Below are 24,304 nucleotides of genomic sequence, written 5' to 3'. Positions count from 1 at the left end.
ATCAGGATTTCTGCCTTCAATCTCAGAAAAATTTACTTCGTTGAAAACGCAGAAAGTGTGTTTATGGAAATTGTGGCGGTTGTACATCCGGCAAAGTTAGAAAATAGTTGGCAGTGTTCAGGTAGCAGATTTCAGATAGCAGACTGCAGTCCGCAGAATTCAGATTCCGTTCTTCAGAAAAAAGCTCGATATCTAATAACTGCCATCTGTAACCTGCAGTCTGCTATCTGAAATCTGCCTCTCTAAAATGGATACCCAATCGCAAGGTTGAAAACCAGATTCTCTTTCCTCCAAATCCCGCTTCCGAAGTTAATATCGCCAATCACCCAACGGTCGCCTTCAGGACGATAAGGAATGCGCAGCGGAAATGCCAGATCGGTTCGCAAGACCAGGAAAGACAAATCAAATCGTAATCCGACACCAGTTCCGACGGCCAATTCACTGAGGAATTTATTCGAAAATTTCGCACCCGGCTTATCAGGTTCGTCATTGAGCAGCCAGATATTTCCCGCGTCGATAAACACTGCGCCTTTGACGACGCTGTAGATTTTTGCCCGGTATTCTGTATTTAATTCGAGTTTTATATCACCTGATTGATCCGGTAAAAATGAAGTGGTTTGTGTTTCCGGATTATAAGAACCCGGACCTATCGAACGCGCCCGGAATGCCCTGATGCTATTGGTTCCTCCGATGAAAAATTGTTTGATGAATGGCATCGACGACGAATTTCCATAAGCAAATCCGGAACCGACAATGATCCGGCTCGCCAATTGTGATTCTTCGCCTAACTTTAAATAATGCCTGAAATCGGCTTCAAATCGTACATATTGACTGAACGGTACGTTGAAAACATTAATCGTATCACCTTTTTTGACATTCGCGCCGGTTACCAAACCCGCAATCGTTCCCGCAACGTCCAATCCGCCTTTGAAATAAATCGTATTTCTCTTGCGCTTGTTCATCGTGTTGGTGTAAGTGTAGGTGTAGGTCGGGCCGAAAATCAACTGTTTATCGATGACTTTCTGCAGCGCCGGCACCGTATCTGCTTGTTGTTGGTATAATGGCGTGACATTCTGCGGACTCACCAATGTAATATCCGTAACATTCAATTGGTGTTCTTTTCTTATATTTTCTTTCCACAAATAACCGAACGAACCTTTGAAGGTATTCAGCGAATACAATTTAGTACGTTCCTGGTATTCGTAACTGATGGTCGCTTTGGTCTTGGGCACGAATCCGCTTGACGATTTCAGCTTGATTGGGGCAATAAACCTGGGCCATACCAAACTGGCTTCCGACCCAACCCTGTAAACATTATAGCCTTTATTTTGCCCGGAAACCTGCACTTCAACACCACCGAAAGCGGAAATATTAAGCAATTCAGCACCGTGAAAAGTATTGCGGTTGCTCCAGTCGACGTTGAGCTCTGTTCCTGTGTAATTCGCCGAATTGGTTTTTCCGAGCACCTGAACCCGAATTTGTTTCCGCTTTAATGGTGTAAGGTAATAATAGGCATCAAGGAAATTCCCAAGCGTGTCCGAAACCACGAAATCATTCTTCACAAATTTAAAAACACCAAGATTGACGAGCCTGTTCAATGAAAGGTTGTGGTTTTTCCGGTTGTAGATATCACCTTTTTCAAGATATAATGCGCGGTCGAAAATTCGTGGTTTGAAAAGCCTTGTCGAATCGATTATCGTAAAATCTTTATAGGATTGCTGGGAATCTGAAAGATAGAAAACCGTGTCTTTAAGCGAATAATTCGGATAAACAATTACGTCATTAATGCGGAAAATTTCCTTAGATCTTGCCGGCGTATCTTTCTTCACTTTCAATGTCAAATCAACCGTCCTGTCTGCGTTAGTGCTGTCAACCTGAATTAGTAAGTAATCTGGATTGAAAAAATAAAAACCTTCATTTTTAAGTCTGTCGTCGATGCGATTTCTTTCCGCTTTAATAATATCCAAATCATAAGGCTCACCCTTTTTTAATAAAGTTCGCCTTTTTGTTTTATAGATAGCCAATTCAAGGGCGGTAGTATCTGAAGGGAAAATAACTTCACGGATTTTGTATTGCTTTCCTGGTCTTACTTTATATTCGGCAGTTGCTTTTTTACCGTGGCGCGTCGAATCGGATGCCGTTTTTACTTTGAAATAACCATGGTTTTCTGAGTAATTCCGAAGTACGTCTTCGTTGTATTGCAAATCCACCTGGCCAAACAAAACCGGCGGTTCACCGACCTTATATTTGAGCCAGTGGCGGAAACCTTTTTCTTTTTTTACATTGCCGGCAAGGTTGTAAAAATACAGTTTCGGTCGCAATCCAAGAAAGGAAGAATTCGGTTTCGGACGTGGCAGATCCTTCAATTGCTTCTGCAACGCCTTGCGTTCTTTGCGCGAAATCGTCGAATCTTCAACCTTGACTTTTGCACCGGTGTAAAGCAATTCGCCATCAGCCAGGTATCTCGTATTGCTGCAGCCGTAAGCAATAAGCAACAGCACAAATCCGGTGATGAAGTGGTATTTATTTTTGCTCATTTTGTTCTGCTTTTAGTTTTGCGGCTTTGGCTTTTTCGCGTTCTTTTTTCTCGCGTTTTTCCTCACGTTCTTTTGCCATCAGGTCTTTTTCTTCTTGTGTGCGGTGGAATAATTCGCGGAATTTATTATAACTGATTGTAATGATAAATGCAACTCCTGTCTCTACAACCTGTCCCTGAATTGCCACCTGATATTGGTTTTTTCTGTAAGCGCGCACCAGATAACGCCCGTCTTTCGTTAATTGATAATCGACAGAAACGTCACCGGCGATATTGTTGGTTTCCTGATTGCTTTGCTGTGGCCCTTCGAGCGCGAAATTATTCCCGACCGTTACTTTCAGCCTGTCATTTAATAGTTTTTTTGATACACTTACATTCAGGTCGGTGCGGTTTTCTTTCGTCCCGGTTGTAAAATCATCAGTCGATTCTAAATCGAAATTCAATTCAACCCCATTGATCAGATCGCCCGCAAGATTGTTCAGCTGTTGCGAGAGTATTTTGCTCACACTCTGGCGCGCCAATGAATTCGCATCTGTACCGCCGGCTTCACTTGCAAACGGATTTTCACCGATGAAACGATTCAGCAGCAATAACGCAAAAACCTGTTTGTTGAGTTCGGAAGGTTCGGTGCGCAATTGCGCCAGTTTGGTCTGCGTGCTGTTGATGATTTCCGTAGAAACGCTGTTATTGCCTTCTGGCAGGACAATGTCGAATGAAATTTCAGGTTTCAATAACTCACCGTTCATTTTCAATTCGGTTTCAAACGGGATTTTCTGTTTGTACTGGTTGCGCACTTCAGCAGGCATATCGCCGAGCTGGTCATCAAGCAAATCAATCGGCGGCGCTTCGGTTTTGTAAACGGCGGTGATGCTGACTTCGGCTTCGGTCGGTTCGCCAGTTCCGATAAAATATAGCTGCCTTCCTTGATGTCGAATTTTCTTTTGATGAAATTGAAGCTCATTTCATAAGAACCTTCGGTGAATTCATAACGCCCGGTCAATGTCGTTTTTCCTGACGGATCGATACCTCCGTTGAGTCGCGCTTCGCCTTTCAATTTCAGGTAATCGCCGTTGCCTTTATCAATGATTAAAGACAATTCCGCATTTTTATCGATTTCTATATTGACAGAGGCGTTGATGCCGCGCATTTTCGTCTGTGCAATCGAATCCATCGGCGTAATCAGCATGACTTGTTCGGCGCATCACGGTCTACAAATTCAACGATGCCTTCGCGGTCTTCTATCGATGGGTCGGATTGCGGCAAAACGACGGTGAATTTTGTGTCTTTATTGATTTTGAGGTCACCTTCAACAATCGGGCTGCCAATATCGCCGCGCACTTTCAGCCTTGTATCGATATATAATTCGCCATAATACAAATCGTTGTCTTTGGCGGCAGAATTCACAGCCTTGAAATTATCCGCGTTAATGTTCATATCAAAACCATAATCTTTAAAATCGGTTGTATTGACTTTTCCTGTCAACACAAGCTGATTGTCATTTTCGTCATAAACCGTAAACCTGCCGAGATTGATCCCGGTTTCGTCAATCGTGATTTCGTCGTTAATATCCTGGAATTTCGAATTGAGTTGTTTGACTTTCAAACCGATGTCATTGAATTGCAATTTCCCGTTGACTTTCGGCGCGTTTGCTGTTCCGGCGATTATAAATTTCCCGCTCAGAAATCCGGTACTTTCAGTCACATTACCCATCGTAAATCCCTGAATACTTTCAAGATTTAATTTATTGATGTCAAGATTCATGTCGAGTGCGCTGTTGTCTGTGCGATATGTCCCGTCAAGATTAACCTGATTGCCCTGACCTGTAATTGCAACTTTTGCATTTAACGTATTCGCGATTTCGTTATCGACTTTGATATTGATATTCCCCAAAGTATCTTTCTGGAAATTGAAATTTTCGATGTTCAGGTCAGAAGTGAATTTCGCATTCGTATTCAGGTCTTTCAAAAGCGCCTCGCCATTGATATTTCCGCCGATTGACAATTTGTCTTTTTTGACGATGCTCGTAATGGTTTCAATTTTAAAATCCTTAAAATTAACAGCAATTGGTGCGTCAGGCATTGTCGATTGTGATTGTAATTTTATCGAACTGCCTTCATTGCTTAGTTCGAGATTTTGAATGTTGATGCCATTTTTCGCCAATTCGATCTTATTGTCTGCCGGAATGGCCCAGGTTTCATAATTGAGTAAAAATCCTTCCGGAATTAATTTGACGATTTGCGTACCGTCATTGCCTTCAAGCGTTCCTGAAATTAAATATTGGTCTTTGTTTTTTACGTCTTTTAAATTTAACGTGTAAGCAACAACATTATCTTTTACCGTTCCCGTAATCGCCGTGTAAGGCAATTCCAATGATGCATTGCGGATGTCATCAACGATTAAACTGTAAGTTAACGCGTCGTTTTCCGTATTGATTTTCAACACAGCATTCGAAATGGTGTTAGCGCCATAAACGATTTTCGGGATTTTGCCATTTACGACCAAAGTATCGCCGACAGAGTTATAACCGCCGCTGATGTTTATCGGCTCCATGCTTTTCAAATCCGGTAAAACTTTCAACAATATCGGATCGTCTGTGATGGCTAAATTAAATGCGAGTTGCTGCGGCTCAGTTTTCTTTTTCGCCGCTTTCGGATTGGCATTATAATATTTCGCTATAGAATTGGATAGCGCCGTCGGCAACTGCGACAGTTTGTATTTTCCGTCAACCGCCAATTCTAAAAATTGCGAACGGATGTTCATCGTATTTCTTTCTGCGTCGGCAGTCGCAATGACATTAATCGTATCTAAAGTAAATTGTTCTGTTGTCGCCAGCGTAAAATCATAAACCTTAACTTTCCCATTTAAATAATCAGGATCGGCAGTCGGAACATCAGCATCGATTACGCCGCGCAATTTCAAAGGTTCAGGCATGTAAATTGAGTTTTTCCAAATCGGCAATGTCAACATTCATTTTGAGTTTTACCGCCGGATATTTTCCCCTGAAACTACCGTCAGTTGCAAGCTTGAAAGTTAGATTCGGGTCATTCATATCGGCGACTGCATCGAAAACACCATTATTGATTTTGCCTTTCACATTCAAATCGCGGTAAACATATTTGTTGTAATCGGCCTTAATGACTTTTGCATCAACGTTAGCAGTTGCAGTTTTCGGATCCAATCCGACGCCTTTGACTTTCGCCGAAAGGCTGATTTTTCCAATCGAATCGTTTTTGAGCAATTTGCCCAAATCGAAATTATCGAAACTGGCATCAGCATCATATTTCTCGCGGTTTTTGACACGCTGGTCGAATGTAGCTTTCACTTTCGCATTTCCGAAGGAACTGGTCAGTGTCATATTCGTGGCGAAATTGTTGATTTTTCCTTTAAACGTGCCTTTTGCTGTGAAGTTGGACGGAAGTGCAATAGTATTCGGAATTATGCCTTTTGGAATAAACGTATTGATGTCTTTTGAAGTCGACTGGAAATTCCGCAAATTGATATCCATATAAGCATTCTTCACATCCGGAAGCCCGATAATCCTTCCGCTTGCGGCGATTCTTGTATTCCCGATGCCGGAAATTTCAAGATTCGGAATATTGATGTCTTTGACTTTGCCTGAAACGCGGCTGTTAATGAGCATAATCGCATTTGAATTACCCTTAAATGGCACTGTATTTTCAAGCGTCGGCACAAAAAGCAAAACGTCTTTAAAGCCAATCTGGCTTCCTGACAAATTTGCGTTGACTTCAAGTTCGCCGATATTTTTGCTGATATCATCTAATGACGGATAACCAACAACGATATTGTCTTTGAGTAAAGTCTGCGGTGTTTTTAAGTAGAGTTTTTTAAGTGACGCGCCTTTTTCTCCATAAAACAGTTCGGTTTTGAGCGATTGGATGTCGAGTCCGCTTTTGTCTTTCACAGTAAATAATGCAATATTTCCGGAAATAGTTTTGGTAGAATAATAGAAATTTTCAGCTTCGAGATTCAGATTTGTAATGTCTAAATCTTTGTAATCAATGCCTTTTTTGACAGGAACTGCATTTTCGTCTTTGAATTTCAACGCAAGATTTTTGAACGACGCATCTTTCATCCTGACTTTCCAGTTGTTTTCCGATTTTTGTGCAGAAGTGTCTTTAACTGTAATCGCAGCCGTCATTTTCTTTTCAAAATTGAGCATTGCTTTGGTGTCTTCCAAAACAATACTTTCAATTTCTATATTTTGGTTTTTAAGGTCGAAAGTGTTGATTTTAACAAGTAATTTTTTCAAATCGGTATCCAGGCCGAGTTTATTGCCGTCGCTCATATAACCGACTTTAATATTGGTCAGATCGATTGTTCCGAGTTTTAATTTCAGGTCAGGTTTTTTGGTGGCGTCGATGGCGACTTCTGCAGTATTGGCAGCAATTTCCTGGGCAATGCCTTGTTTGAGCATGACATTGAATCCGTCGATTTTGATTTTCGGCACTTCGAAATCCATGTTATCGAGGTCGAATTTGTCAATCTTCGTGTCGAAATGGTTTAAGGTGAAATTGAGGTCATTTTTCGTAATCGCATCGTTGAACTTGATTTTGATTTTATCGAGATTCACTTTCTTGATATCGAATTTCATCGGTGCCGAGGAATCTTCTTCTTTTTTGGGCGAAGCAAAAGCATCAATGATATAATCGAAATTGAATTTTGAATTGGCATCGCGGCTGATGTGTGCCGTAGCGCCCTGCAAATCGACCGAATTGATTTCGATTTCATTATCCAGAATCTTGAAAAGGTCAATATCGACCGACAGTTTTTTGCCGTATAAAAGCGTGTCTTTCGACTGGTCTTCAAAGTAAAATCCATCTAAAACTACTTTTTTTGGAAGCCCGATTGAGATATGGTCGATGGCAACTTTCGTATGGATTTTTCCTTCGAGATAACTGACAGCTTTGTCTTTAACGATATTCTGGAAATACGGAATTTGTATAAGCACGACGATAAGCAGGAACAGTCCGATGATGCTTCCGACCGTCCATGCCAATATTTTAAGGGTTTTCTTTACGTACTTGTTTAACGCCATATGCCTGGTTTACGTCTTAAATTTACGAAATGCCTCCCGTAACTTCTGCCAATAAAAACATAAAAAGCTGATTTCTGATAACTTGACTGATTAGGTTTTTGACAATTTTCTCTTACAAAGATGAAATTTTCGCAACTTTACAGGTTATATTTTAAAGATGTTATGTTGTATAATTAACGGTTGATTGTTTTTGAGCAATGCGGGCAGTTCTGGAAATAGGTTAACCTGTATTTCTACGTCTTTAACGTACTCTGATACGTTGTTTACGTACATTGTCCGTTAGGGTGACGTATAAATCAGCGTTAAATACGTCGAAATCTACGTTGCCTGGGTATAAAACGGAGTTTTCAACGTACTAAATGACGTCCTTGACGTATCATTCTACATCATCAACGTATAAAAACACGTTTTTTTATCTTCAAATGTCATGTTGTCATATATTTTTCCGCCATTCTCTCCCAGAACTGACAATATTCCAGAAAATCCGCAATGGCACAAAGATTGTTTTAAGCACGTCAATCAAATAATTTGAATCACATTAAAAATTTAAATAACAAACAAAATGGGTAAAATAATTGGAATTGACTTAGGAACCACCAACTCTTGCGTTTCCGTAATGGAAGGCCAGGAAGCAGTAGTAATTCCTAATTCAGAAGGAAAAAGAACAACACCGTCGGTAATTGCATTCGTTGAAGGCGGTGAAATTAAAGTAGGTGACGCTGCGAAAAGACAAGCGGTTACAAATCCTACCAAAACTATTGCTTCTATCAAACGTTTCGTTGGTCATACTTTTGACGAGACTAAAGATGAAGCGACCAGGATTTCTTATTCAGTAGTAAAAGGCGACAATAACACACCACGTGTTGACATCGACGGACGTCTTTATACTTCACAGGAATTGTCTGCCATGACATTACAGAAAATGAAAAAAACAGCCGAAGACTATTTAGGTCAGACGGTTACAGAAGCGGTTATCACTGTTCCTGCTTACTTTAACGATGCGCAACGCCAGGCTACGAAAGAAGCCGGAGAAATCGCAGGCTTAAAAGTAATGCGTATCATCAACGAGCCAACTGCTGCGGCTTTGGCTTACGGATTGGACAAAAAAGGACACGGACCAGAAAATTGCAGTTTACGATTTAGGTGGTGGTACTTTTGATATTTCTATCCTTGAATTGGGTGACGGCGTTTTCGAAGTATTGTCTACAAACGGTGACACGCACTTGGGTGGAGACGATTTCGACCAGGTAATCATCGATTGGTTGGCTGACGAGTTCAAAAATGACGAAGGCATCGACTTGCGTTTAGACCCAATGTCATTGCAGCGTTTGAAAGAAGCTGCTGAGAAAGCGAAAATCGAATTGTCTGCCGGTGCAGAAACTGAAGTTAACCTTCCTTATGTTACTGCTACCGCTTCAGGCCAAAACACCTGGTTAAAAAACTGACAAAAGCGAAATTTGAGCAATTGGCAGATTCATTGATCAAAAGATCGATGGCGCCGGTTGAAAAAGCCTTGAAAGATGCAGGTTTGTCAAAATCAGATATTGACGAAGTAATCCTGGTTGGAGGTTCTACAAGGATCCCGAGAATCCAGGAAGAAGTGGAGAAATTCTTCGGTAAAAAACCATCAAAAGGAGTAAATCCTGACGAAGTTGTGGCGATTGGCGCTGCGATTCAAGGTGGCGTTTTGTCGGGTGACGTAAAAGATGTATTGTTGTTAGACGTTACGCCTTTGTCACTCGGAATCGAAACTATGGGTGGTGTTTTGACCAAATTAATCGAGTCGAATACAACAATCCCGACTAAGAAATCGCAGGTATTCTCTACTGCTGCAGATTCTCAGCCAAGTGTTGAAATCCACGTTTTGCAAGGAGAAAGAGCGATGGCTGCTGATAACAAAACGATTGGCCGTTTCCACTTAGATGGCATTCCGCCAGCGCCAAGAGGTGTTCCGCAAATCGAAGTTACTTTCGACATCGATGCGAACGGAATCATCAAAGTTTCGGCAACTGACAAAGGAACAGGAAAATCACATGACATCCGTATCGAAGCTTCTTCAGGTTTGACTTCGGAAGAAATCGAAAGAATGAAAAAGACGCCGAAGCCAACGCCGGAGCCGATAAGATTGCAAAAGAAAGAGCTGAAAAACTCAACGAAGCTGACAGCATGATTTTCCAAACCGAAAGCCAGCTGAAAGAATTGGGCGAGAAATTGTCTGACGAGCACAAAACAGCAATCGAGTATGCTTTGACAGAATTGAGACTGGCACACCAGAATCAGGATGTTGAAGCGATCCAGAAAGCTTTAGACAACATCAACGCTGCATGGAAAACCGCTACCGAAGCGATGTATGCACAAGGCGAAGGCCAGCCACAAGGTGAAGCTCCGCAAGGAGAAGCGCCACAAGGTGACAATGTTCAGGATGTTGACTATGAGGAAGTGAAGTAATTCATCTTACTATATTTGAAATTGGCGCGGGAATTGTTTCCCGCGCTTTTTTTTGAAAAATGACTAACACGAATTGCACGAATTTTCACAAATTAATTCGTGAAAATTCGTGCAATTCGTGTTTTATAAACTAACGACATTTCAGCTTTCATCGTTAATGCAAATGTTAAATCTTATTAGTAATTTCATTTTTTTCGTAATTTCATCATCCTAAAAAAATAATGATGAGAAAAATAATATTGCTGATCGCCTTCAGCCTGATTTGTACTGCAGGATATTCCCAAAAGAAAAAGAAAGGCGCGAAGAAAGCCGCCGCAACGCCGACTGCATTAGCAAAAGCCGATAATCTTACAGCAGAATTAATCAAAAACAATTTCTACGTTTTCGTCAATAACAAACCGAAAAAGGATACACTTGTCACAAAGAATTTTGAAGGCTTAAAATCACCTTCCGATGTGAAAATCACGCCATTTACCGCAAAAGGTTCTCCGTTGTACGCCATCAACTGGACGGAAGTCACAATTACCGAAACCAAACTAAAAACAGAAACGGCAACTGTGATCGTAACCCAAATCTGGGACGCGGCTTCGAAAACAAAAGTACTCGACAATTCCCAAACCACGACCAATATTAAGGAAATCGTTTTCCTGAACAATACGCAAGCTTCTGAAACCCGTGAAAAGGTGAGGAGGGAAGGCTTTGAATTTACGCTATTGCCCGAAGGCGACGTTTTACTCAAAAATAAAACCCAGGAAAACAAAATGATATATGATGCAACGCTCAAAAAGTTTGTCAATATGCCAACAAAAAGAAATAAAAAACGCCGGACTTGATATCCGGCGTTCTTGTTGTTATTCAGTTTTGATGATGATTTGCTTTTCGCCCCAGGCTTTGAAATGACTTCGATATTTTTAATCTTCATCACATCAGGCTTTTCATTGCGGCTTCAGGATTGGATTGTTTTACGTCATCGATAATCAATTCCGGGCCATCTTCTTTAAAAATCACCGACTGCTCACCGGGTACTTTCATTCTGTTATCCGCATAAAAAACTACTTCTTCGCCGTTTTTTATGCGGATAACTCTTGGTTTGGTATTTCCAACCGCTTCTTTTTTCTTGAATGTCGACTTTCCGTTAAAAATTAATGCGCCATATTTTCCTTTCACACCATATTTTTTGGTAGCTTCTTCGGGTGAAAGTTGTTTCAGATCTTCGTCGGTTTGAATGATAAAATCTTTTAAAATAGCGTTAGTGTATTGTTTGCCGTTGATGATGTAAATCATTTTTTCCCATTTTAAATCACTTTCGGTGCTTTGGTTTTCATCTCCGTTTTCAGCATTTGTCATTTCAAAATCCATGGTGTAACCACCTGTTTTTTTAGTAACATTCGAATCGGTTTTCGGTGCCAAAACAACTGTGTCATTATTTTCATCGAGATAGTACTTTTCGTTAGTAATTGCTTCCCGCGTCTTTTTCTGGGTGATGCTTTCAAATCCGAAAGTTCTGTTTTTCGAATCAGGATTTTTAATGTAAAAGCGGAATGGTTCAATAATATCGCCGTCATTTGCAGCTGTTGCATATTTCTGCAATTTTCCGTTTTTATCTTTTGCGGTGGCGATTATGTAAATCAAATTACCATTTTTATCGCGTTTGACTCCGGAAAATTCAATAGTAATTCCGTAAACAGCGCCCAATTTTTTGATGCCTGATTCAAGTTCCTCATCAGTTGTAGCTGGCGGAATGTCGACTGCCAGAACGTCAACATTGACTTTATCTTTAGGTTCAATTATTTTTTCCTGCGCGACAACATTTACCTGAAATTGAAGCATAAACGCGGTTAAAATTGGCAACACGATACCATACTTCCATAAATTGCTTTTGTTTGATTGTTTTTTGTTTAGCATAACGATTCGTTTTTTGATTAATGATTGATAAAAATGATTAGAAAATGCCAGGCAATTTTCATGCGCTGTAACTTTTAAAAGTGTAATCTGGTAATTTTTTCGTGTCGTGTTTATTTTTGAAGCTTCGCTGTCAGCAATGAATTCTAAGTTTTGAATAATCATGGATTTGTGCAGCCACACAATCGGATTGAACCAAAAGACGATACAAAAAAACCTTGAAAAAATCACATCGGCGGAATGCCATTGCCTGCAGTGCGTTTTTTCGTGCTCTAAAATATTTTCGAGCTCCTCCTTCGTATATAATGACGGATTGTAAACAATATAACTGAACCACGAAAATGGCGTTAAATCTTCAGAAGTCTCAATGATTTTATTGCCATCGATTTTACGGATTGTCTTTCCCGACAGCACTTTCTGCAACGCGAAATAATCGAAAACAAATTGCCCGGTGAAGAACAGGAAGCCCAATAAATAAATGATTCCCAAAACCAAAAACCAATTGATTTCAGTTGTATTCCCAGGCGCATTAACTTCAATAAACGAGGGTGCAATGCCAGGCTTTTTAGTCGCAAGAACCGGAGTAACAAAAATTATTTTTGTGAAACTCAGCAACGGTAATAAAGCCGAAACCACCATTCCCAATAAAAGAAAAAAGCGATTCGTTTTGAAGAACGTTTCTTTTCGTAAAAAAATAATGTAAACCAATGAAAACAACAGCAAAATAGCCGCCGATTTGACGATGTAACCGGTTATCGCATCCATGATTATTCGTTTTCGTTTTGTTTTTCGACCATTTCGAGAATTTCGCGCAATTCTTCAGCAGTGATTTTCTTTTCTTTTGCAAAAAATGAAACCATATTCTTATATGAACTGTTGAAATAATTGTCAATCGTTATGTTCATGAACTTCTTCTTATATTCTTCCTTTGAAACCAACGGATAATATTGGTGCGAATTGCCGAGGCTGTTGTGTGCGACAAATCCTTTTTCTTCGAGAATCCTGACGAAGGTTGAAAGTGTGTTGTAATGCTGGTCCAGGGATATGTGCCATGATTTCCTTGATGAAACCTTTTTCAAGATTCCACAATACCTGCATGATTTCTTCTTCTTTTGCGGTGAGTTTTTGCATGATGATTTTGTTTGAATCAAAGTTAAAACTAATTTTTTAGTTTATAAACTAATTTTTTAGTTTTTTTTATTGAAATTTAAAAAATATGAATTTCGGATAAATTTCACTGCTTAAAATCAGTTAGTTATAAATATTTTTATTAAATTCAAATTCCGAAACAGATGCCTATGAAGTACCTTACTTTAATTATCGTCTTATTGAACTGGAATGCCAACGCGCAGCAATCGCATCGTTCTATGCAAATATCCTCAACAGCATTGGCGATGACTTCGCGCGAAGCAGCGTCGGCACATCTGCCTGTCAGGAATCAGACCAATTCAGAAGAAGTGCATCCATTTACGGGTATTTTCGGAAAGCATTTTTGTTTGTTAGCGAACCGTGACACTATTATATTGCGGGAAGTCAATCCGTTAAAAATACCTTTGGATTGCAAAATTTCGCCGTTTAAAATTAAAGGCATCAATTTATATTGCATTTCATGGATTGAAAAACGACAAGTTCAGGATTCCACAAAAACTGAAGAAGAATTGGTGTCATGTTCCGTAATCTGTGATTTGAAGAAAAAATCGCCTGTGCTTTCCAATTTTGAAACCACAACCAATATTTCAGAAATCGTTCATCTTGGCAATACCGAAGCGACTGAAACGCAGCAACGCATCAGGCGCGAAGGTTTTGTCTTTACGCTCAATGAAGACGGCACGGTTACGCTGCAAAACAAATGGCAGCAAAGCAAAATGGTTTATGATGAAGCGCAGGGAAAATACGTTCAATCGGATTGAAATTGTTCATCGCGTAGTAATTTCTGAAGGTAAATCGTAGCAAAAACTGCCGCCATTCCAAGCGATCCCATAAATATCCAGTTGTTTTGGTAGCCATATCCGGCTACAATTCCCAGTCCGATTTTTGAGCTGCCGATGTGTGCCAGGCTGAAACTCATCGTGAATAACGCCATATAAGTGCCTTCGCGCCCTTTCGACGCACGTCCGAGCGCAAATGAATTCGAGAACGGAAAAATGAACATTTCTGCAAAGGTGATCAAAAGCATCCCGATAATTAAAACGCCTTGCCAGGAATTGAAAAGCAGCACATAAAAACTGCTTCCCATCATGATGGAACCCCAGAAAATCAGCTTTATTTTGTCGGTTTTTTTTCTTTCGAAGTAACTCACGATTGGCATTTCGAGAAGGAAAATCAGGAAGCCATTCATCGTCATGAGCAATCCGGTCTGCAATTCCGTCCAATTGTACATCTCGTGCTGGTACAAAGGTAAAGTCGAAAATATCTGGAAGAAGATCATTGCCGTTGCAAAACTCACAAACAGGAAAACCGCAAATATTTTCTTTCGCGCAAACGAAGACCGAACGTATAAATCTACTGCTTCCTGCTTTTCTTCTGCCGTTCTTTTTTGCTCTTTTACCAAAATCGCAAAAATCAAAATAGCGAGAATGCAAGTAGAGCCGTCAACCCAGAACAAACCATTGTAACCGATGTTCATGATAATCAACCCGCCCAAAGCCAGCCCGCGGCAAATCCCAAATTGATAGCAAGGCGCACCAAAGTGAACGCGCGCGCGCGATTTTCCGGCGTTGCAAAAGTACCCAGCGAGACAAACATCGCAGGTCGAAACATATCAGCAATCAGCATGATGATGAACATTCCAAAACATAATCCCCAGAATGATGTAATATATTGAACGACGAAGAACAGCAATCCGCTTGTAAAAAGACTGAAAACCATGATTTTGTAAAAACCGAGTTTATCGGATAATTTCCCGCCGAGGTAAGAACCCAGAAATGAGCCCAATCCGAACGAAACCAAAATCCAGCTTACCTGTTCATAAGAAAAACGCAAATCTTCTTTCAGGTATTTTGAAAGGAATGGCAATACCATGGTTCCTGCGCGATTGATGAAAGTTATTGCCGTAAGGATCCAGATCTCACGCGAAAATCCGCTGAAATTATTGATGTAACGACGAAAGGCATTGGTAAGCATTGCAATTTTTTGAATGGTAAAGTTACGAAAGTCAAGTCGTTAATTCCTACAAATTAATCCTTTTGCGCCAATTTGTTTTTGACTATTTTTACCAAAAAAAAAGATGAAGAAAGCATTTGTATTTTTATTGTTTTTAACGACTGCCGCTACTTTTGCGCAGCAATTCAGCGAAGAAGCCGTTCTGACCTTCCAGAAAGAACTCAATGCAGAATATGCAGATGCAACAGAAAGCCCATTAATGCCGGAAGACCGCAAAGAATTTAAATCGCTTGATTTCTTTTCACCGAATCAGAATTTCTATGTAGTTGCCAAATTCGTCCGTACGCCTGACGAAAAGCCTTTCGAAATGCCAACTACAGGATCGCGTCGACCGATGTACGTCAAATATGCAGAGGCGATTTTTTCGCTTGACGGAAAGCAATTCAGGCTCAACATCTATCAAAGCGTAGATTTGACAAAGAAAGCCGGATTTGAAGATTACCTTTTCATGCCGTTCACCGATTTGACTTCAGGCGTTGAAACCTACGGCGGCGGCCGTTATATTGATTTGCGGATCCCGAAAGGTGATACGATTGTCATCGATTTCAATCAGGCTTACAACCCGTATTGCGCTTACAGCCACAAGTACTCGTGCCCGATTCCGCCAAAGGAAAACGACCTGCAAATTGAGATAAAAGCCGGTGTTAAGAAATTTCATGATTGATGGAATATTTCAACCTGCATACGCACCACTTCACGAACAACCCGGAAATTTTTGAGTTGGTGAATCAATATCCTGACGAATTCAATCCGGAAATTCCGTTCCATTCTGTTGGAATCCATCCTTGGCGAATTGCCGAGAACCGAATAGAATCTGAGCTGCATTTCATCAAAGAAAAACTTTCTGAAAAAAACTGCCTTGCCATCGGCGAATGCGGATTGGATAAAAGAATTGAAACTCCATTCGATTTGCAGATTGAAGTTTTTGAAAGGCAATTGTATTTAGCAGAAGCATTTCAAAAGCCTGTGATTATTCATTGCGTTGCCGCTTTTCAGGAAATTATCGAGATAAAAAAGAAGCTGAAAATTTCCGTCCCGATGATCATTCATGGGTTTTCAAAAAATGTACAAGTGGCCAAAAACCTGATCAACAATGGGTTTTATATTTCTTTTGGGAAATATTTACTCAGAAATCCCGAACTTGGCGACGTTTTTAAAAGTGTGCCAAATGACCAGTTTTTTCTTGAAACTGATACTATTGATGAGGGCATTTCAGAAGTATATCAATTGGCAGCAAAGTATAAAGATTTGGAATTGGAAGCATTGAAGAAAATAATCACCGAAAATTTCAATTCAACTTTTAAGAAGATTTAAACCAAAACCCAACACCCAAAAGTATGGCTGAATGGACAGAAAGAGCCGAATTGCTCTTTAAAAAAGAAGGACTCGAAAGATTAAATAATTCAAATGTACTCGTCGTCGGATTAGGCGGCGTAGGTTCGTTTGCAGCAGAATTTCTCGCAAGGGCAGGAGTAGGAACAATGACAATCGTTGATGGTGACGTAGTCGATATTACCAATATCAACAGGCAATTGCCGGCATTACATTCAACTGTTGGGCAACCGAAAATTGCAGTTGTAGGCGACAGGCTGATGGATATCAATTCGGAATTGAAACTCACTCGTGTGCAGGAATTCCTTTCGCCTGAACGCGCTTTTGAAATCGTTTCGCCTGAATTTGATTTTGTACTCGATTGCATCGACAGCGTCACGCCAAAGCTAAATCTTATCATTTCCGCGAAGCGAAAAAAAATCAAAATCGTTAGCAGCATGGGCGCAGGCGGCAAAATGGAAGCAGCCAAAGTGAAAGTTGCAGATATCAGCAAGACCGAAAATTGCTTTCTCGCCAAAGCGATTAAAAAACGCCTTAAGGAAGTCAAAATTGATAAAGGCGTGAAAGTCGTTTTTTCTTCTGAAATCCAGGACGAAAGCAGCCTGAAAACTACTGACGGAAAAAATTACAAGAAATCGTTTTACGGAACAAATAGTTATATGCCGGGACTTTTTGGGTTGTATGCGGCAGAAACTGCGATCAGACATTTGCTGAAAGACGAATAATTACTGCGCTGGAACTGAAGGCGTCGGATTTACTGTCGCAGTCGGCGGAACAACCGCCGGAGTTGCAACCAGAGGCGCAGCAGCTGTTCTGACAGGAATCAGGATTTCGGTAACCCATTTCGAAGGATAACGGATATCAGAAGCGCTTTTCACATAAACATCCAGTTTCGGAATGGCAGTATTTTCTTCGATGTGATTGGTTTGTAAATATTCTGCAGCTTTTTTACGCGCTTCACTTCTGTGCGAATAATCACCTGTCAAGGTTACTTTTAAGGCAGAAAATGAATCGAGAAATCCAAGGCTGATGTCGCTTTGATCGGCAATAAAAACTTCTTCGCGAAGCGGAATGCAGACTGAAAAAGTTACGGTATTGTTGGCGCTGTCTATATTTTCATACCGCACAAACGGACTTCCGTTCATCGGGATATTATTCTTCTTGAAAAAATTAATGAGTTTTGGCAACATTGTCAGCAGACGACTCTGCAAATCAGCATTCCTGCAGGTTGTAGATTGTTTGATGTAAAATGTGCCGTTTTTTTGCGAAATCCCATTGACTTTTACTTCAAAAGTATTCATTTCACGCGTGATGACTTTGTTGAGATTGTTGAGGCTGCGCTCCTGCATTTCTTCCATCATCGCGTTGACGCCGCCGCTAAAAGTAGCCGATATTTTCGCCATAAAAGCCACGCTGCCTTTGGAACGCCACGTTACTTTTGTCTTTCCTAAAGTATCTTTAAAGGTAATTGAAGCGGTTGCTTCATTCCCGGAATAAACGACTTTTTGTGAAATGCTGTCGTTTGGTTTTACGAAAATACTCGTCATTTTACCACTTTCAGTAGCACCTGACCATGAATAGGAAGCGCCGTTTCCGACGGTATTTTCAGCGTAGGTAAAATTTAAATTGGGATTGTCTTCTTTCCAGGATGCCCAGTCTTCCCAGTTTTTGTAGTCATTTACATAATTGAAAACGACCGGTTTCGGTACATCGATAATGACAGAACGACTCACCTCAAAATCGCCTTTCTGCGTCGCTACATAAACCGATACCGCAATCACGGCAAGTAATATCAGTAAGAATATATACTTTATGATCCTCATGGAGTTGGGGGTTATGAGTTGGTAAAGTTAGAAATTAAATTTGATATGTGCTGTTAGCGTTGTCAGAAATGACGCATTTAAATTGTGATTCTGCTAATTTTTCGCATCCTAATAATTATATTTGTTAGCAGAATTTTAAAATTAATCTAAAAAATAACCAAATAATGAAATTACAGACCATTGCCGGCATTTTTGTTACTGCCGCCGTTCTTATTTCCTGCAACAAATCTGATGACAAGAAATCAGATGATAAATTTGAATATGTCGCAGAACAATTCGCCGATATCAAGGTGTTGCGTTACCAGATTCCGGGTTGGGAAAAACTGACGCTGAAGGAAAAAGAACTCGTTTATTACCTCACTCAGGCCGGAACTGCCGGTCGCGACATTTATTGCGACCAGAATTATAAATACAACCTGACAATCCGCAAAGCGCTCGAAAATATTTATACGACCTATCAAGGCGATAAAAATGCTGAAGATTGGAAAAACTTCGAAATCTACCTGAAAAGGGTTTGGTTTTCAAACGGAATCCACCACCATTATTCAGCAGATAAAATCGAGCCGGGATTTTCTAAGGAATATTTCACGCAATTGCTTTCGGATACAAAAACGACTTTAGCGCCTGAAATTGCCGATGTGATCTTCAACGACAAAGACAGCAAAAAAGTAAATCTCGACGAATCAAAAGGCCTGATCGCAGGTTCTGCCGTGAATTTTTATGACAAAGGGATTACCGATGCTGAGGCAGAAGCTTTTTACAAAAAAATCGTTCCTGCCGACCCAAACCGTCCGCTATCATACGGACTGAATTCAAAGCTCATCCGCAATGCCAACGGACAACTGGAGGAAAAAGTTTATAAAAGCGGCGGCATGTACGGCGCGGCAATCGATAAAATCGTTTACTGGCTTGAAAAGGCAAAAGGTGTTGCCGAAAATAAAAAACAAGGAGACGCTTTAGGATTGCTGATTGATTTCTACAAAACCGGCGACCTTAAGAAATGGGACGATTACAACATTGCATGGCTTCAGGCAACTGAAGGTAACATCGATTATATAAGTGGTTTTGTTGAAGTGTATAACGACCCGCTGGGTGCCAGAGGTTCGTATGAAGGTGTTGTTCAGATTAAGGATTTCGACATGTCTGCAAAGATGGAAAAAGTGTCTAAAAACGCGCAATGGTTCGAAGACAATTCGCCTTTACTACCGGAACATAAAAAGAAAAACGTGGTTGGTGTTTCTTACAAAACAGTAATCGTTGCAGGAGAATCAGGCGATTCTTCTCCGAGTACGCCAATTGGTGTCAACTTACCAAATGCCGATTGGATTCGTGCTGATTTCGGTTCGAAATCTGTTTCACTCGGAAACATCGTAGATTCTTACAACAACGCCGGCGGAACGCAAAAGCTTAAAGAATTTGCCAATGACCAGGAAGAAATCGATAATGAAATCAAATACGGCGAAATTGCAGATAAATTGCACACCGCTTTGCATGAAGTGGTCGGCCATGCTTCCGGACAAATCAACAAAGGTGTAGGAACGCCAAAAGAAACGCTAAAAGCCTATGCTTCAACATTAGAGGAAGGCCGTGCCGATTTGGTTGGATTGTATTATTTGTATACGCCGAAATTGCAGGAATTAGGCTTGGTGGATAACTGGAAACAAGTTGGAATTGCCGCTTATGACAATTATATCAGAAACGGATTGATGACACAATTAGTTCGTTTAGAGCCGGGTGCTGACATCGAAGAAGCGCACATGAGGAACCGCCAATGGGTGAGTGCCTGGGTTTTCGAAAAAGGCAAGAAAGACAACGTAATTGAGAAATTGACCAGAAACGGAAAAACCTATTATAATATCACCAACTACGAAAAACTTCACGAACTTTTCGGACAATTGCTGCGCGAAACACAGCGTATTAAATCTGAAGGTGACTTCAAGGCAGGAAAAGCTTTGGTAGAAAATTATGGTGTGAAAGTCGACCAGAAATTGCACAAAGAAGTGTTGGCAAGAAACGAAAAATTCAAATCGGCGCCTTATAGTGGATTCATCAATCCGGTGCTGGTTCCGAAAACTGATAAAGATGGTAAAATTATCGATATCGAAGTAACACAGCCAAAATCTTTCGCAGAACAAATGCTCAATTATTCTAAGGAATTCGGGTTTTTGCCGCTTGAGAATTAGTGGCTGAGTAGCTGAGACGCTTCGCTTCTTAGTGCCTGAGTAATTGTTAATCTTATAAAATCCGCTCTTCAAAAGGCGGATTTTTTATTATATTTATGTGAAACTTAATTAAACTTGCTGAAGAACTAAGGCACTCAAAAATGAAAATAGCCACCTACAACGTCAACGGCGTCAACGGAAGATTATCAGTATTACTTCGTTGGCTGGAAGAAGCAAAACCTGACATCGTCTGTTTACAGGAATTGAAAGCACCGCAGGAAAAATTCCCTTTGGAAGCCATCAATACTGCAGGTTACAACGCCATCTGGCACGGACAAAAACAATGGAATGGCGTTGCGATATTATCGAAATTTCCAATTCAGGAAATCGGCCGCGGCCTTCCCGGTGATGCCGAAGATTTGCAAAGCCGTTACATCGAAGCGTTGATTGAAGGTATCGTCATCGTCTGCCTTTATCTGCCGAATGGGAATCCGGCACCGGGACCGAAATTCGATTATAAATTGCGTTGGTTTGAAAGATTGAAGATAAGAGCAGAAAGTTTATTAAAACACAATACTCCAGTAATTCTGATTGGAGATTTCAATGTGATGCCAACAGAATTAGATGTCTACAAACCAGAGCGTTGGGTCGATGATGCGCTTTTCAGGCCTGAGGTGCGGGCTGCATTTTCGTCACTTGTTGGGCAAGGCTGGACAGACGCTTTGCGGACACTTCATCCCGATGAAAAGATTTATACATTCTGGGATTATTTCCGTAATGCCTACGGAAGGGATGCCGGTTTGCGCATTGACCATTTTTATTGAGTCCGCAATTAAAAAATAAACTCAAAGCTGCCGAAGTTGACCGCCATGTGCGCGGTTGGGAAAAGACAAGCGACCATGCGCCCGTGTGGATTATCCTGGATTTTAAGTAGATGTATAATTTATAAAATCGCGCAAAATTCATTGATTATTTCCGAAACTTTTTCAGGATGACTGAGCATTGGCAAATGACCGCTCTTGATTTTCAATATATTTTGCGGATTGAAATTGATCATCATTTTCTGCTGGGTTTCCGGCAAGAATTCGGTGTCATTATCTGTCACAATATACATTTTCAGCACGTCCGAAATGGGGGCATTACATTTTTCTGTGTAAAGTGCTTTGCTTTCAGGAGTGAAATTATTTGCAATCGACTCAGCTTCGGTTGTATTAAGATTATTCGTAAGTCCTTTTAAAATGGCTGATTTTGGAGGCCTGGTTCCGGCAAATCTCAAAAATAAAGGCATAAGAATATTTTTTGGGAAGGGAAGGCAGGAGGCGAAAGACTTTCCTTTTTTAGGAATTGCAGCCGAAATCGCAACAAAACCGCTTACAGATTTTTTGAAATGTGACGCAACTGCCAAACCTACACAACCGCCAATGGAATGTGCAACAATAATCAGTTCGTCAAAACTTTCTTTTTCAACCTGCTGAATTATGGCATTCACATAATCGGTAAATGTGAGTTGTTCGGTAGCTTTTTCATTTCCTCTGTAAGGAAAATTGGCGGCAATGACAGGGTAATTCAATTTTAGCTTTTTCCAGATGGTGCTGTCAAGGCCAGCGCCGTGAATGAGCAATATTGCTTTTCGTTCCATAGTTTGATAGTGTGCTGAAATTTACGAAAATGCAAGTTTTTTTGGTTGCGGGTTTTGGTTTTTTTTAAGAATTTTAACAACTGCTGCATTTGCTTTTAAAAATTATGCCAGATGAATATACAAATCCTGGTAAAATTTAGTGCTTAAAGTAAACTTTAATCACGAATAACAGCCCGATAAATAAGATAAAACCAATTAATATCTTATAATTCCCTTTGTAAAATTTACGGTGCAGCTTGATGTCCTTTCGGTATGCGAATACCATTGCTATAACAAATGCTACAAAAAAACAAGCTGCAAAAATCAGTTTGCCCAGTGCTGAACATAGTAATTTAATTTGCGCAAAAATACATTTTTTGTTGGCAAAAGTTACTATTTTGCAGCATCAATTAATATGGAAAATTATGCAAAAACAACTCAATTCCGTTAAAGAATTTCACTCCGCTTTCGAAATCGGCTACAGCCATGAACCCAAAGCCAGCCTGGGCGAAGGTAAAAATATGCTGCGCTTCAACCTGATGAAAGAAGAAAACGAAGAATACCTTGAAGCTGCCCAAAATAATGACCTTGTAGAAATTGCCGATGCGCTTGGCGACATGATGTATATCCTGTGCGGAACGATTATCGAACATGGCCTGCAGGATATTATCGAAGTCGTTTTTGACGAAATCCAACGCAGCAATATGAGTAAACTCGGCGCTGACGGAAAACCGATTTATCGCGAAGACGGGAAGGTGATGAAAGGCCAGGGATATTTTAAACCGGATTTTTCGAAAATCATAAAATAGTCGAAAGTCAAAAGTTGAAAGTCGAAAGTTCAAAATTTGAAATCACTCTAAAATTAAAAAAAGGCGTAAAGAATTTCTTCACGCCTTTTTTATACACAATATATGTCTTTCGACTTTGGACTTTTCTCTTTAGACTTTAACCGTCCACCCGAAAGTATCTTCAGCTAAATTATACTGTATTTTGGTCAATTTGTCTTTCAATTGTAAAGCAATTGAATTCTCGATTTTAGGCAATTCGTAATAAGTGTCCTGATAGGAAAAACCTACGATTGGATTAACAACTGCTGCAGTTCCCGCACCGAAAACTTCTTTTAGCGAACCATCTTTTGCAGCTTCTATCAGTTCAGCCACCAAAACCGGGCGCACTTCAACATTAATTCCGTCTCTTTCGGCAATTGCGATAAGGCTTTTTCGGGTTACGCCATCCAAAATTCTTTCGCTGGTTGGTGCTGTATATAAAGTGTCGTTGATGCGGAAGAAAACATTCATTGTTCCGGCTTCTTCGAGTTTGGTATGTGTCGCATCGTCGGTTCAGATGATTTGCTGGAAGCCTTTTTCATTGGCAAGTTTCGTCGGATAAAATTGCGCAGAATAATTCCCTGCTGCTTTTGCCGCACCGATTCCGCCATTGGCTGCGCGGCTGTAATGTTCGGCAATGATGACTTTTACTTCGCCTGAATAATACGATTTTGCAGGCGACAGAATAATTATGAAACGGTATTGTGTCGACGGAGCCGCTATAACGCCGCTGCCAATGGCAATCATAAATGGCCTTATGTATAAGGTATTGCCGAGGCCTTTCTTGACCCAATTTCTTTCTAAATCGATCAATTGGTTCAGGCCTTCCATAAAAATCCATTCGTCAACCTGAGGCATCGCCATCCTTTCGGCAGATTTGTTGAAACGAATCAGATTTTGGTCAGGACGGAAGAGCCACACATCATCATTATCATCTTTATAAGCCTTCATTCCTTCGAAAATCGCCTGTCCATAATGGAAAACTTTCGCAGACGGATCCAGTAAAAATGGTTCGTAAGGTTTAATTTGTGGTTTTTGCCATTTTCCTTCCCTGAAATCACACACGAGCATGTGATCTGTAAAGGTTGTACCGAAGGCCAGGGTTTCGAAATCGACCGTGTCAATTTTTGAAGCAGAAACGCTGACTATATCGATTTCGTGAGTGGTATTTAAACTCATTCATTGAGGGTTTTAGCTGAAATTTATTTTTTAATCAATTGATTGTCAGTAATTAAAAAATAAAATTCAAAAATTAATATTCTGCAGCATTTATCGTTGCTAAAATAGGAAAAATTAATACGTTTCAGGGTTTGGTGAAAAATTATTTATCACTTTTCTGATTTTTGTTTTTTGCAGCATAAATTCTTGAAGATTTGACAGCAATATTTGAAAATATGTAAAATATTAATTCCGGTTTCGATTAATCTCGTTACTTTTG

16 protein-coding genes and 4 pseudogenes are annotated in these 24,304 nt (G+C 40.3%); 9 read left to right on the top strand and 11 right to left on the bottom strand.

The genetic code is table 11. The annotated features are described in order from the left end of the window. Positions 1 to 242 precede the first annotated feature (242 nt). The 5 genes from ACSLFW_RS16105 to ACSLFW_RS16085 are packed head-to-tail and all read right to left on the bottom strand — an operon-like array spanning position 243 to position 7,592. Positions 243 to 2,537 (bottom strand): BamA/TamA family outer membrane protein, encoded by a 2,295-nt coding sequence (locus ACSLFW_RS16105; protein WP_436556605.1) that lies wholly within the window; start codon positions 2,535 to 2,537, stop codon positions 243 to 245. After that, positions 2,524 to 3,372 carry a translocation/assembly module TamB domain-containing protein gene (locus ACSLFW_RS16100; RefSeq protein ID WP_436557478.1) on the bottom strand — a complete coding sequence of 283 codons (849 nt, stop codon included), beginning with the start codon at positions 3,370 to 3,372 and terminating at the stop codon, positions 2,524 to 2,526. Before ACSLFW_RS16100 ends, ACSLFW_RS16105 begins: the two co-directional genes overlap by 14 nt. Beyond that, on the bottom strand, positions 3,285 to 3,722 hold the full coding sequence (locus tag ACSLFW_RS16095) for a translocation/assembly module TamB domain-containing protein (protein WP_436556604.1): 438 nt from the start codon (positions 3,720 to 3,722) through the stop codon (positions 3,285 to 3,287). The genes ACSLFW_RS16100 and ACSLFW_RS16095 overlap by 88 nt, the downstream gene beginning before the upstream one ends. Then, positions 3,716 to 5,467 (bottom strand): translocation/assembly module TamB domain-containing protein, encoded by a 1,752-nt coding sequence (locus ACSLFW_RS16090; RefSeq protein ID WP_436556603.1) that lies wholly within the window; start codon positions 5,465 to 5,467, stop codon positions 3,716 to 3,718. The genes ACSLFW_RS16095 and ACSLFW_RS16090 overlap by 7 nt, the downstream gene beginning before the upstream one ends. Then, positions 5,460 to 7,592: a DUF748 domain-containing protein gene (locus ACSLFW_RS16085; RefSeq protein WP_436556602.1), complete on the bottom strand. Its 2,133-nt coding sequence runs from the start codon at positions 7,590 to 7,592 to the stop codon at positions 5,460 to 5,462. Before ACSLFW_RS16085 ends, ACSLFW_RS16090 begins: the two co-directional genes overlap by 8 nt. Positions 7,593 to 8,154: 562 nt before the next feature. Here ACSLFW_RS16085 and dnaK point away from each other — a divergent pair. Then, positions 8,155 to 10,040 (top strand): annotated as a pseudogene (dnaK, locus tag ACSLFW_RS16080) (molecular chaperone DnaK). A 224-nt stretch (positions 10,041 to 10,264) separates the two neighbouring features. Beyond that, positions 10,265 to 10,873: a hypothetical protein gene (locus ACSLFW_RS16075; RefSeq protein WP_436556601.1), complete on the top strand. Its 609-nt coding sequence runs from the start codon at positions 10,265 to 10,267 to the stop codon at positions 10,871 to 10,873. 88 nt (positions 10,874 to 10,961) lie between these two features. Here the strand turns inward: ACSLFW_RS16075 and ACSLFW_RS16070 are convergent, their stop codons facing one another. Continuing rightward, positions 10,962 to 12,707 (bottom strand): M56 family metallopeptidase, encoded by a 1,746-nt coding sequence (locus tag ACSLFW_RS16070; RefSeq protein WP_436556600.1) that lies wholly within the window; start codon positions 12,705 to 12,707, stop codon positions 10,962 to 10,964. 2 nt (positions 12,708 to 12,709) lie between these two features. Then, a pseudogene (locus ACSLFW_RS16065) lies at positions 12,710 to 13,073 on the bottom strand (BlaI/MecI/CopY family transcriptional regulator). Positions 13,074 to 13,240: 167 nt separating this feature from the next. On the opposite strand from ACSLFW_RS16065, the gene ACSLFW_RS16060 reads away from it, so the two are divergent. Continuing rightward, positions 13,241 to 13,852, top strand: a complete 612-nt coding sequence (locus tag ACSLFW_RS16060) for a hypothetical protein (RefSeq protein ID WP_436556599.1) — start codon at positions 13,241 to 13,243, stop codon at positions 13,850 to 13,852. Here the strand turns inward: ACSLFW_RS16060 and ACSLFW_RS16055 are convergent. Beyond that, a pseudogene (locus tag ACSLFW_RS16055) lies at positions 13,840 to 14,963 on the bottom strand (MFS transporter). The gene ACSLFW_RS16060 and the pseudogene ACSLFW_RS16055 sit on opposite strands and share 13 nt — an antisense overlap. A gap of 205 nt (positions 14,964 to 15,168) precedes the next feature. Here ACSLFW_RS16055 and ACSLFW_RS16050 point away from each other — a divergent pair. Genes ACSLFW_RS16050 through ACSLFW_RS16040 form a run of 3 tightly spaced genes read left to right on the top strand, consistent with a single transcriptional unit; the run spans position 15,169 to position 17,161 of the window. Beyond that, the gene (locus tag ACSLFW_RS16050) at positions 15,169 to 15,768 is read left to right on the top strand and encodes a DUF1684 domain-containing protein (protein ID WP_436556598.1); all 600 of its coding nucleotides are present in this window, start codon (positions 15,169 to 15,171) and stop codon (positions 15,766 to 15,768) included. After that, positions 15,768 to 16,418 carry a TatD family hydrolase gene (locus ACSLFW_RS16045; RefSeq protein ID WP_436557477.1) on the top strand — a complete coding sequence of 217 codons (651 nt, stop codon included), beginning with the start codon at positions 15,768 to 15,770 and terminating at the stop codon, positions 16,416 to 16,418. The genes ACSLFW_RS16050 and ACSLFW_RS16045 overlap by 1 nt, the downstream gene beginning before the upstream one ends. Before the next feature lie 23 nt (positions 16,419 to 16,441). After that, positions 16,442 to 17,161 carry a tRNA threonylcarbamoyladenosine dehydratase gene (locus ACSLFW_RS16040; protein WP_436556597.1) on the top strand — a complete coding sequence of 240 codons (720 nt, stop codon included), beginning with the start codon at positions 16,442 to 16,444 and terminating at the stop codon, positions 17,159 to 17,161. Here ACSLFW_RS16040 and ACSLFW_RS16035 read toward each other — a convergent pair whose 3' ends face one another. After that, positions 17,162 to 18,259 carry an SRPBCC family protein gene (locus tag ACSLFW_RS16035; RefSeq protein WP_436556596.1) on the bottom strand — a complete coding sequence of 366 codons (1,098 nt, stop codon included), beginning with the start codon at positions 18,257 to 18,259 and terminating at the stop codon, positions 17,162 to 17,164. Positions 18,260 to 18,423: 164 nt separating this feature from the next. Here ACSLFW_RS16035 and ACSLFW_RS16030 point away from each other — a divergent pair, with 164 nt between their 5' ends. Both ACSLFW_RS16030 and xth read left to right on the top strand, forming a co-directional pair. After that, positions 18,424 to 20,442, top strand: coding sequence for a dipeptidyl-peptidase 3 family protein (locus ACSLFW_RS16030; protein ID WP_436556595.1), 2,019 nt, complete (start codon positions 18,424 to 18,426; stop codon positions 20,440 to 20,442). A gap of 140 nt (positions 20,443 to 20,582) precedes the next feature. Further along, on the top strand, positions 20,583 to 21,245 hold the full coding sequence (xth, locus tag ACSLFW_RS16025) for an exodeoxyribonuclease III (RefSeq protein ID WP_436556594.1): 663 nt from the start codon (positions 20,583 to 20,585) through the stop codon (positions 21,243 to 21,245). A 119-nt stretch (positions 21,246 to 21,364) separates the two neighbouring features. Here the strand turns inward: xth and ACSLFW_RS16020 are convergent, their stop codons facing one another. Further along, positions 21,365 to 22,060, bottom strand: coding sequence for an alpha/beta fold hydrolase (locus ACSLFW_RS16020; RefSeq protein WP_436556593.1), 696 nt, complete (start codon positions 22,058 to 22,060; stop codon positions 21,365 to 21,367). Between the two features lie 404 nt (positions 22,061 to 22,464). On the opposite strand from ACSLFW_RS16020, the gene ACSLFW_RS16015 reads away from it, so the two are divergent. Next, on the top strand, positions 22,465 to 22,848 hold the full coding sequence (locus tag ACSLFW_RS16015) for a hypothetical protein (RefSeq protein ID WP_436556592.1): 384 nt from the start codon (positions 22,465 to 22,467) through the stop codon (positions 22,846 to 22,848). Between the two features lie 129 nt (positions 22,849 to 22,977). Here ACSLFW_RS16015 and ACSLFW_RS16010 read toward each other — a convergent pair. Continuing rightward, positions 22,978 to 24,045 (bottom strand): annotated as a pseudogene (locus ACSLFW_RS16010) (branched-chain amino acid aminotransferase). Positions 24,046 to 24,304: the final 259 nt, after the last annotated feature.

This window comes from Flavobacterium sp. 3HN19-14, assembly GCF_051373205.1.
GTDB lineage: Bacteria > Bacteroidota > Bacteroidia > Flavobacteriales > Flavobacteriaceae > Flavobacterium.
Note: the sequence above shows the minus strand (reverse complement) of the source record. Positions and strands in the feature narration are given on the sequence as shown.

What these genes read in the sequence shown, in the direction of transcription:
- ACSLFW_RS16105 (WP_436556605.1), bottom strand. Translation starts at nt 2,537, where the DNA reads ATGAGCAAAAATAAATACCACTTCATCACCGGATTTGTGCTGTTGCTT.
- ACSLFW_RS16095 (WP_436556604.1), bottom strand. Translation starts at nt 3,722, where the DNA reads ATGCTGATTACGCCGATGGATTCGATTGCACAGACGAAAATGCGCGGC.
- ACSLFW_RS16090 (WP_436556603.1), bottom strand. Translation starts at nt 5,467, where the DNA reads ATGCCTGAACCTTTGAAATTGCGCGGCGTAATCGATGCTGATGTTCCG.
- ACSLFW_RS16085 (WP_436556602.1), bottom strand. Translation starts at nt 7,592, where the DNA reads ATGGCGTTAAACAAGTACGTAAAGAAAACCCTTAAAATATTGGCATGG.
- ACSLFW_RS16075 (WP_436556601.1), top strand. Translation starts at nt 10,265, where the DNA reads ATGAGAAAAATAATATTGCTGATCGCCTTCAGCCTGATTTGTACTGCA.
- ACSLFW_RS16070 (WP_436556600.1), bottom strand. Translation starts at nt 12,707, where the DNA reads ATGGATGCGATAACCGGTTACATCGTCAAATCGGCGGCTATTTTGCTG.
- ACSLFW_RS16060 (WP_436556599.1), top strand. Translation starts at nt 13,241, where the DNA reads ATGAAGTACCTTACTTTAATTATCGTCTTATTGAACTGGAATGCCAAC.
- ACSLFW_RS16050 (WP_436556598.1), top strand. Translation starts at nt 15,169, where the DNA reads ATGAAGAAAGCATTTGTATTTTTATTGTTTTTAACGACTGCCGCTACT.
- ACSLFW_RS16045 (WP_436557477.1), top strand. Translation starts at nt 15,768, where the DNA reads ATGGAATATTTCAACCTGCATACGCACCACTTCACGAACAACCCGGAA.
- ACSLFW_RS16040 (WP_436556597.1), top strand. Translation starts at nt 16,442, where the DNA reads ATGGCTGAATGGACAGAAAGAGCCGAATTGCTCTTTAAAAAAGAAGGA.
- ACSLFW_RS16035 (WP_436556596.1), bottom strand. Translation starts at nt 18,259, where the DNA reads ATGAGGATCATAAAGTATATATTCTTACTGATATTACTTGCCGTGATT.
- ACSLFW_RS16030 (WP_436556595.1), top strand. Translation starts at nt 18,424, where the DNA reads ATGAAATTACAGACCATTGCCGGCATTTTTGTTACTGCCGCCGTTCTT.
- xth (WP_436556594.1), top strand. Translation starts at nt 20,583, where the DNA reads ATGAAAATAGCCACCTACAACGTCAACGGCGTCAACGGAAGATTATCA.
- ACSLFW_RS16020 (WP_436556593.1), bottom strand. Translation starts at nt 22,060, where the DNA reads ATGGAACGAAAAGCAATATTGCTCATTCACGGCGCTGGCCTTGACAGC.
- ACSLFW_RS16015 (WP_436556592.1), top strand. Translation starts at nt 22,465, where the DNA reads ATGCAAAAACAACTCAATTCCGTTAAAGAATTTCACTCCGCTTTCGAA.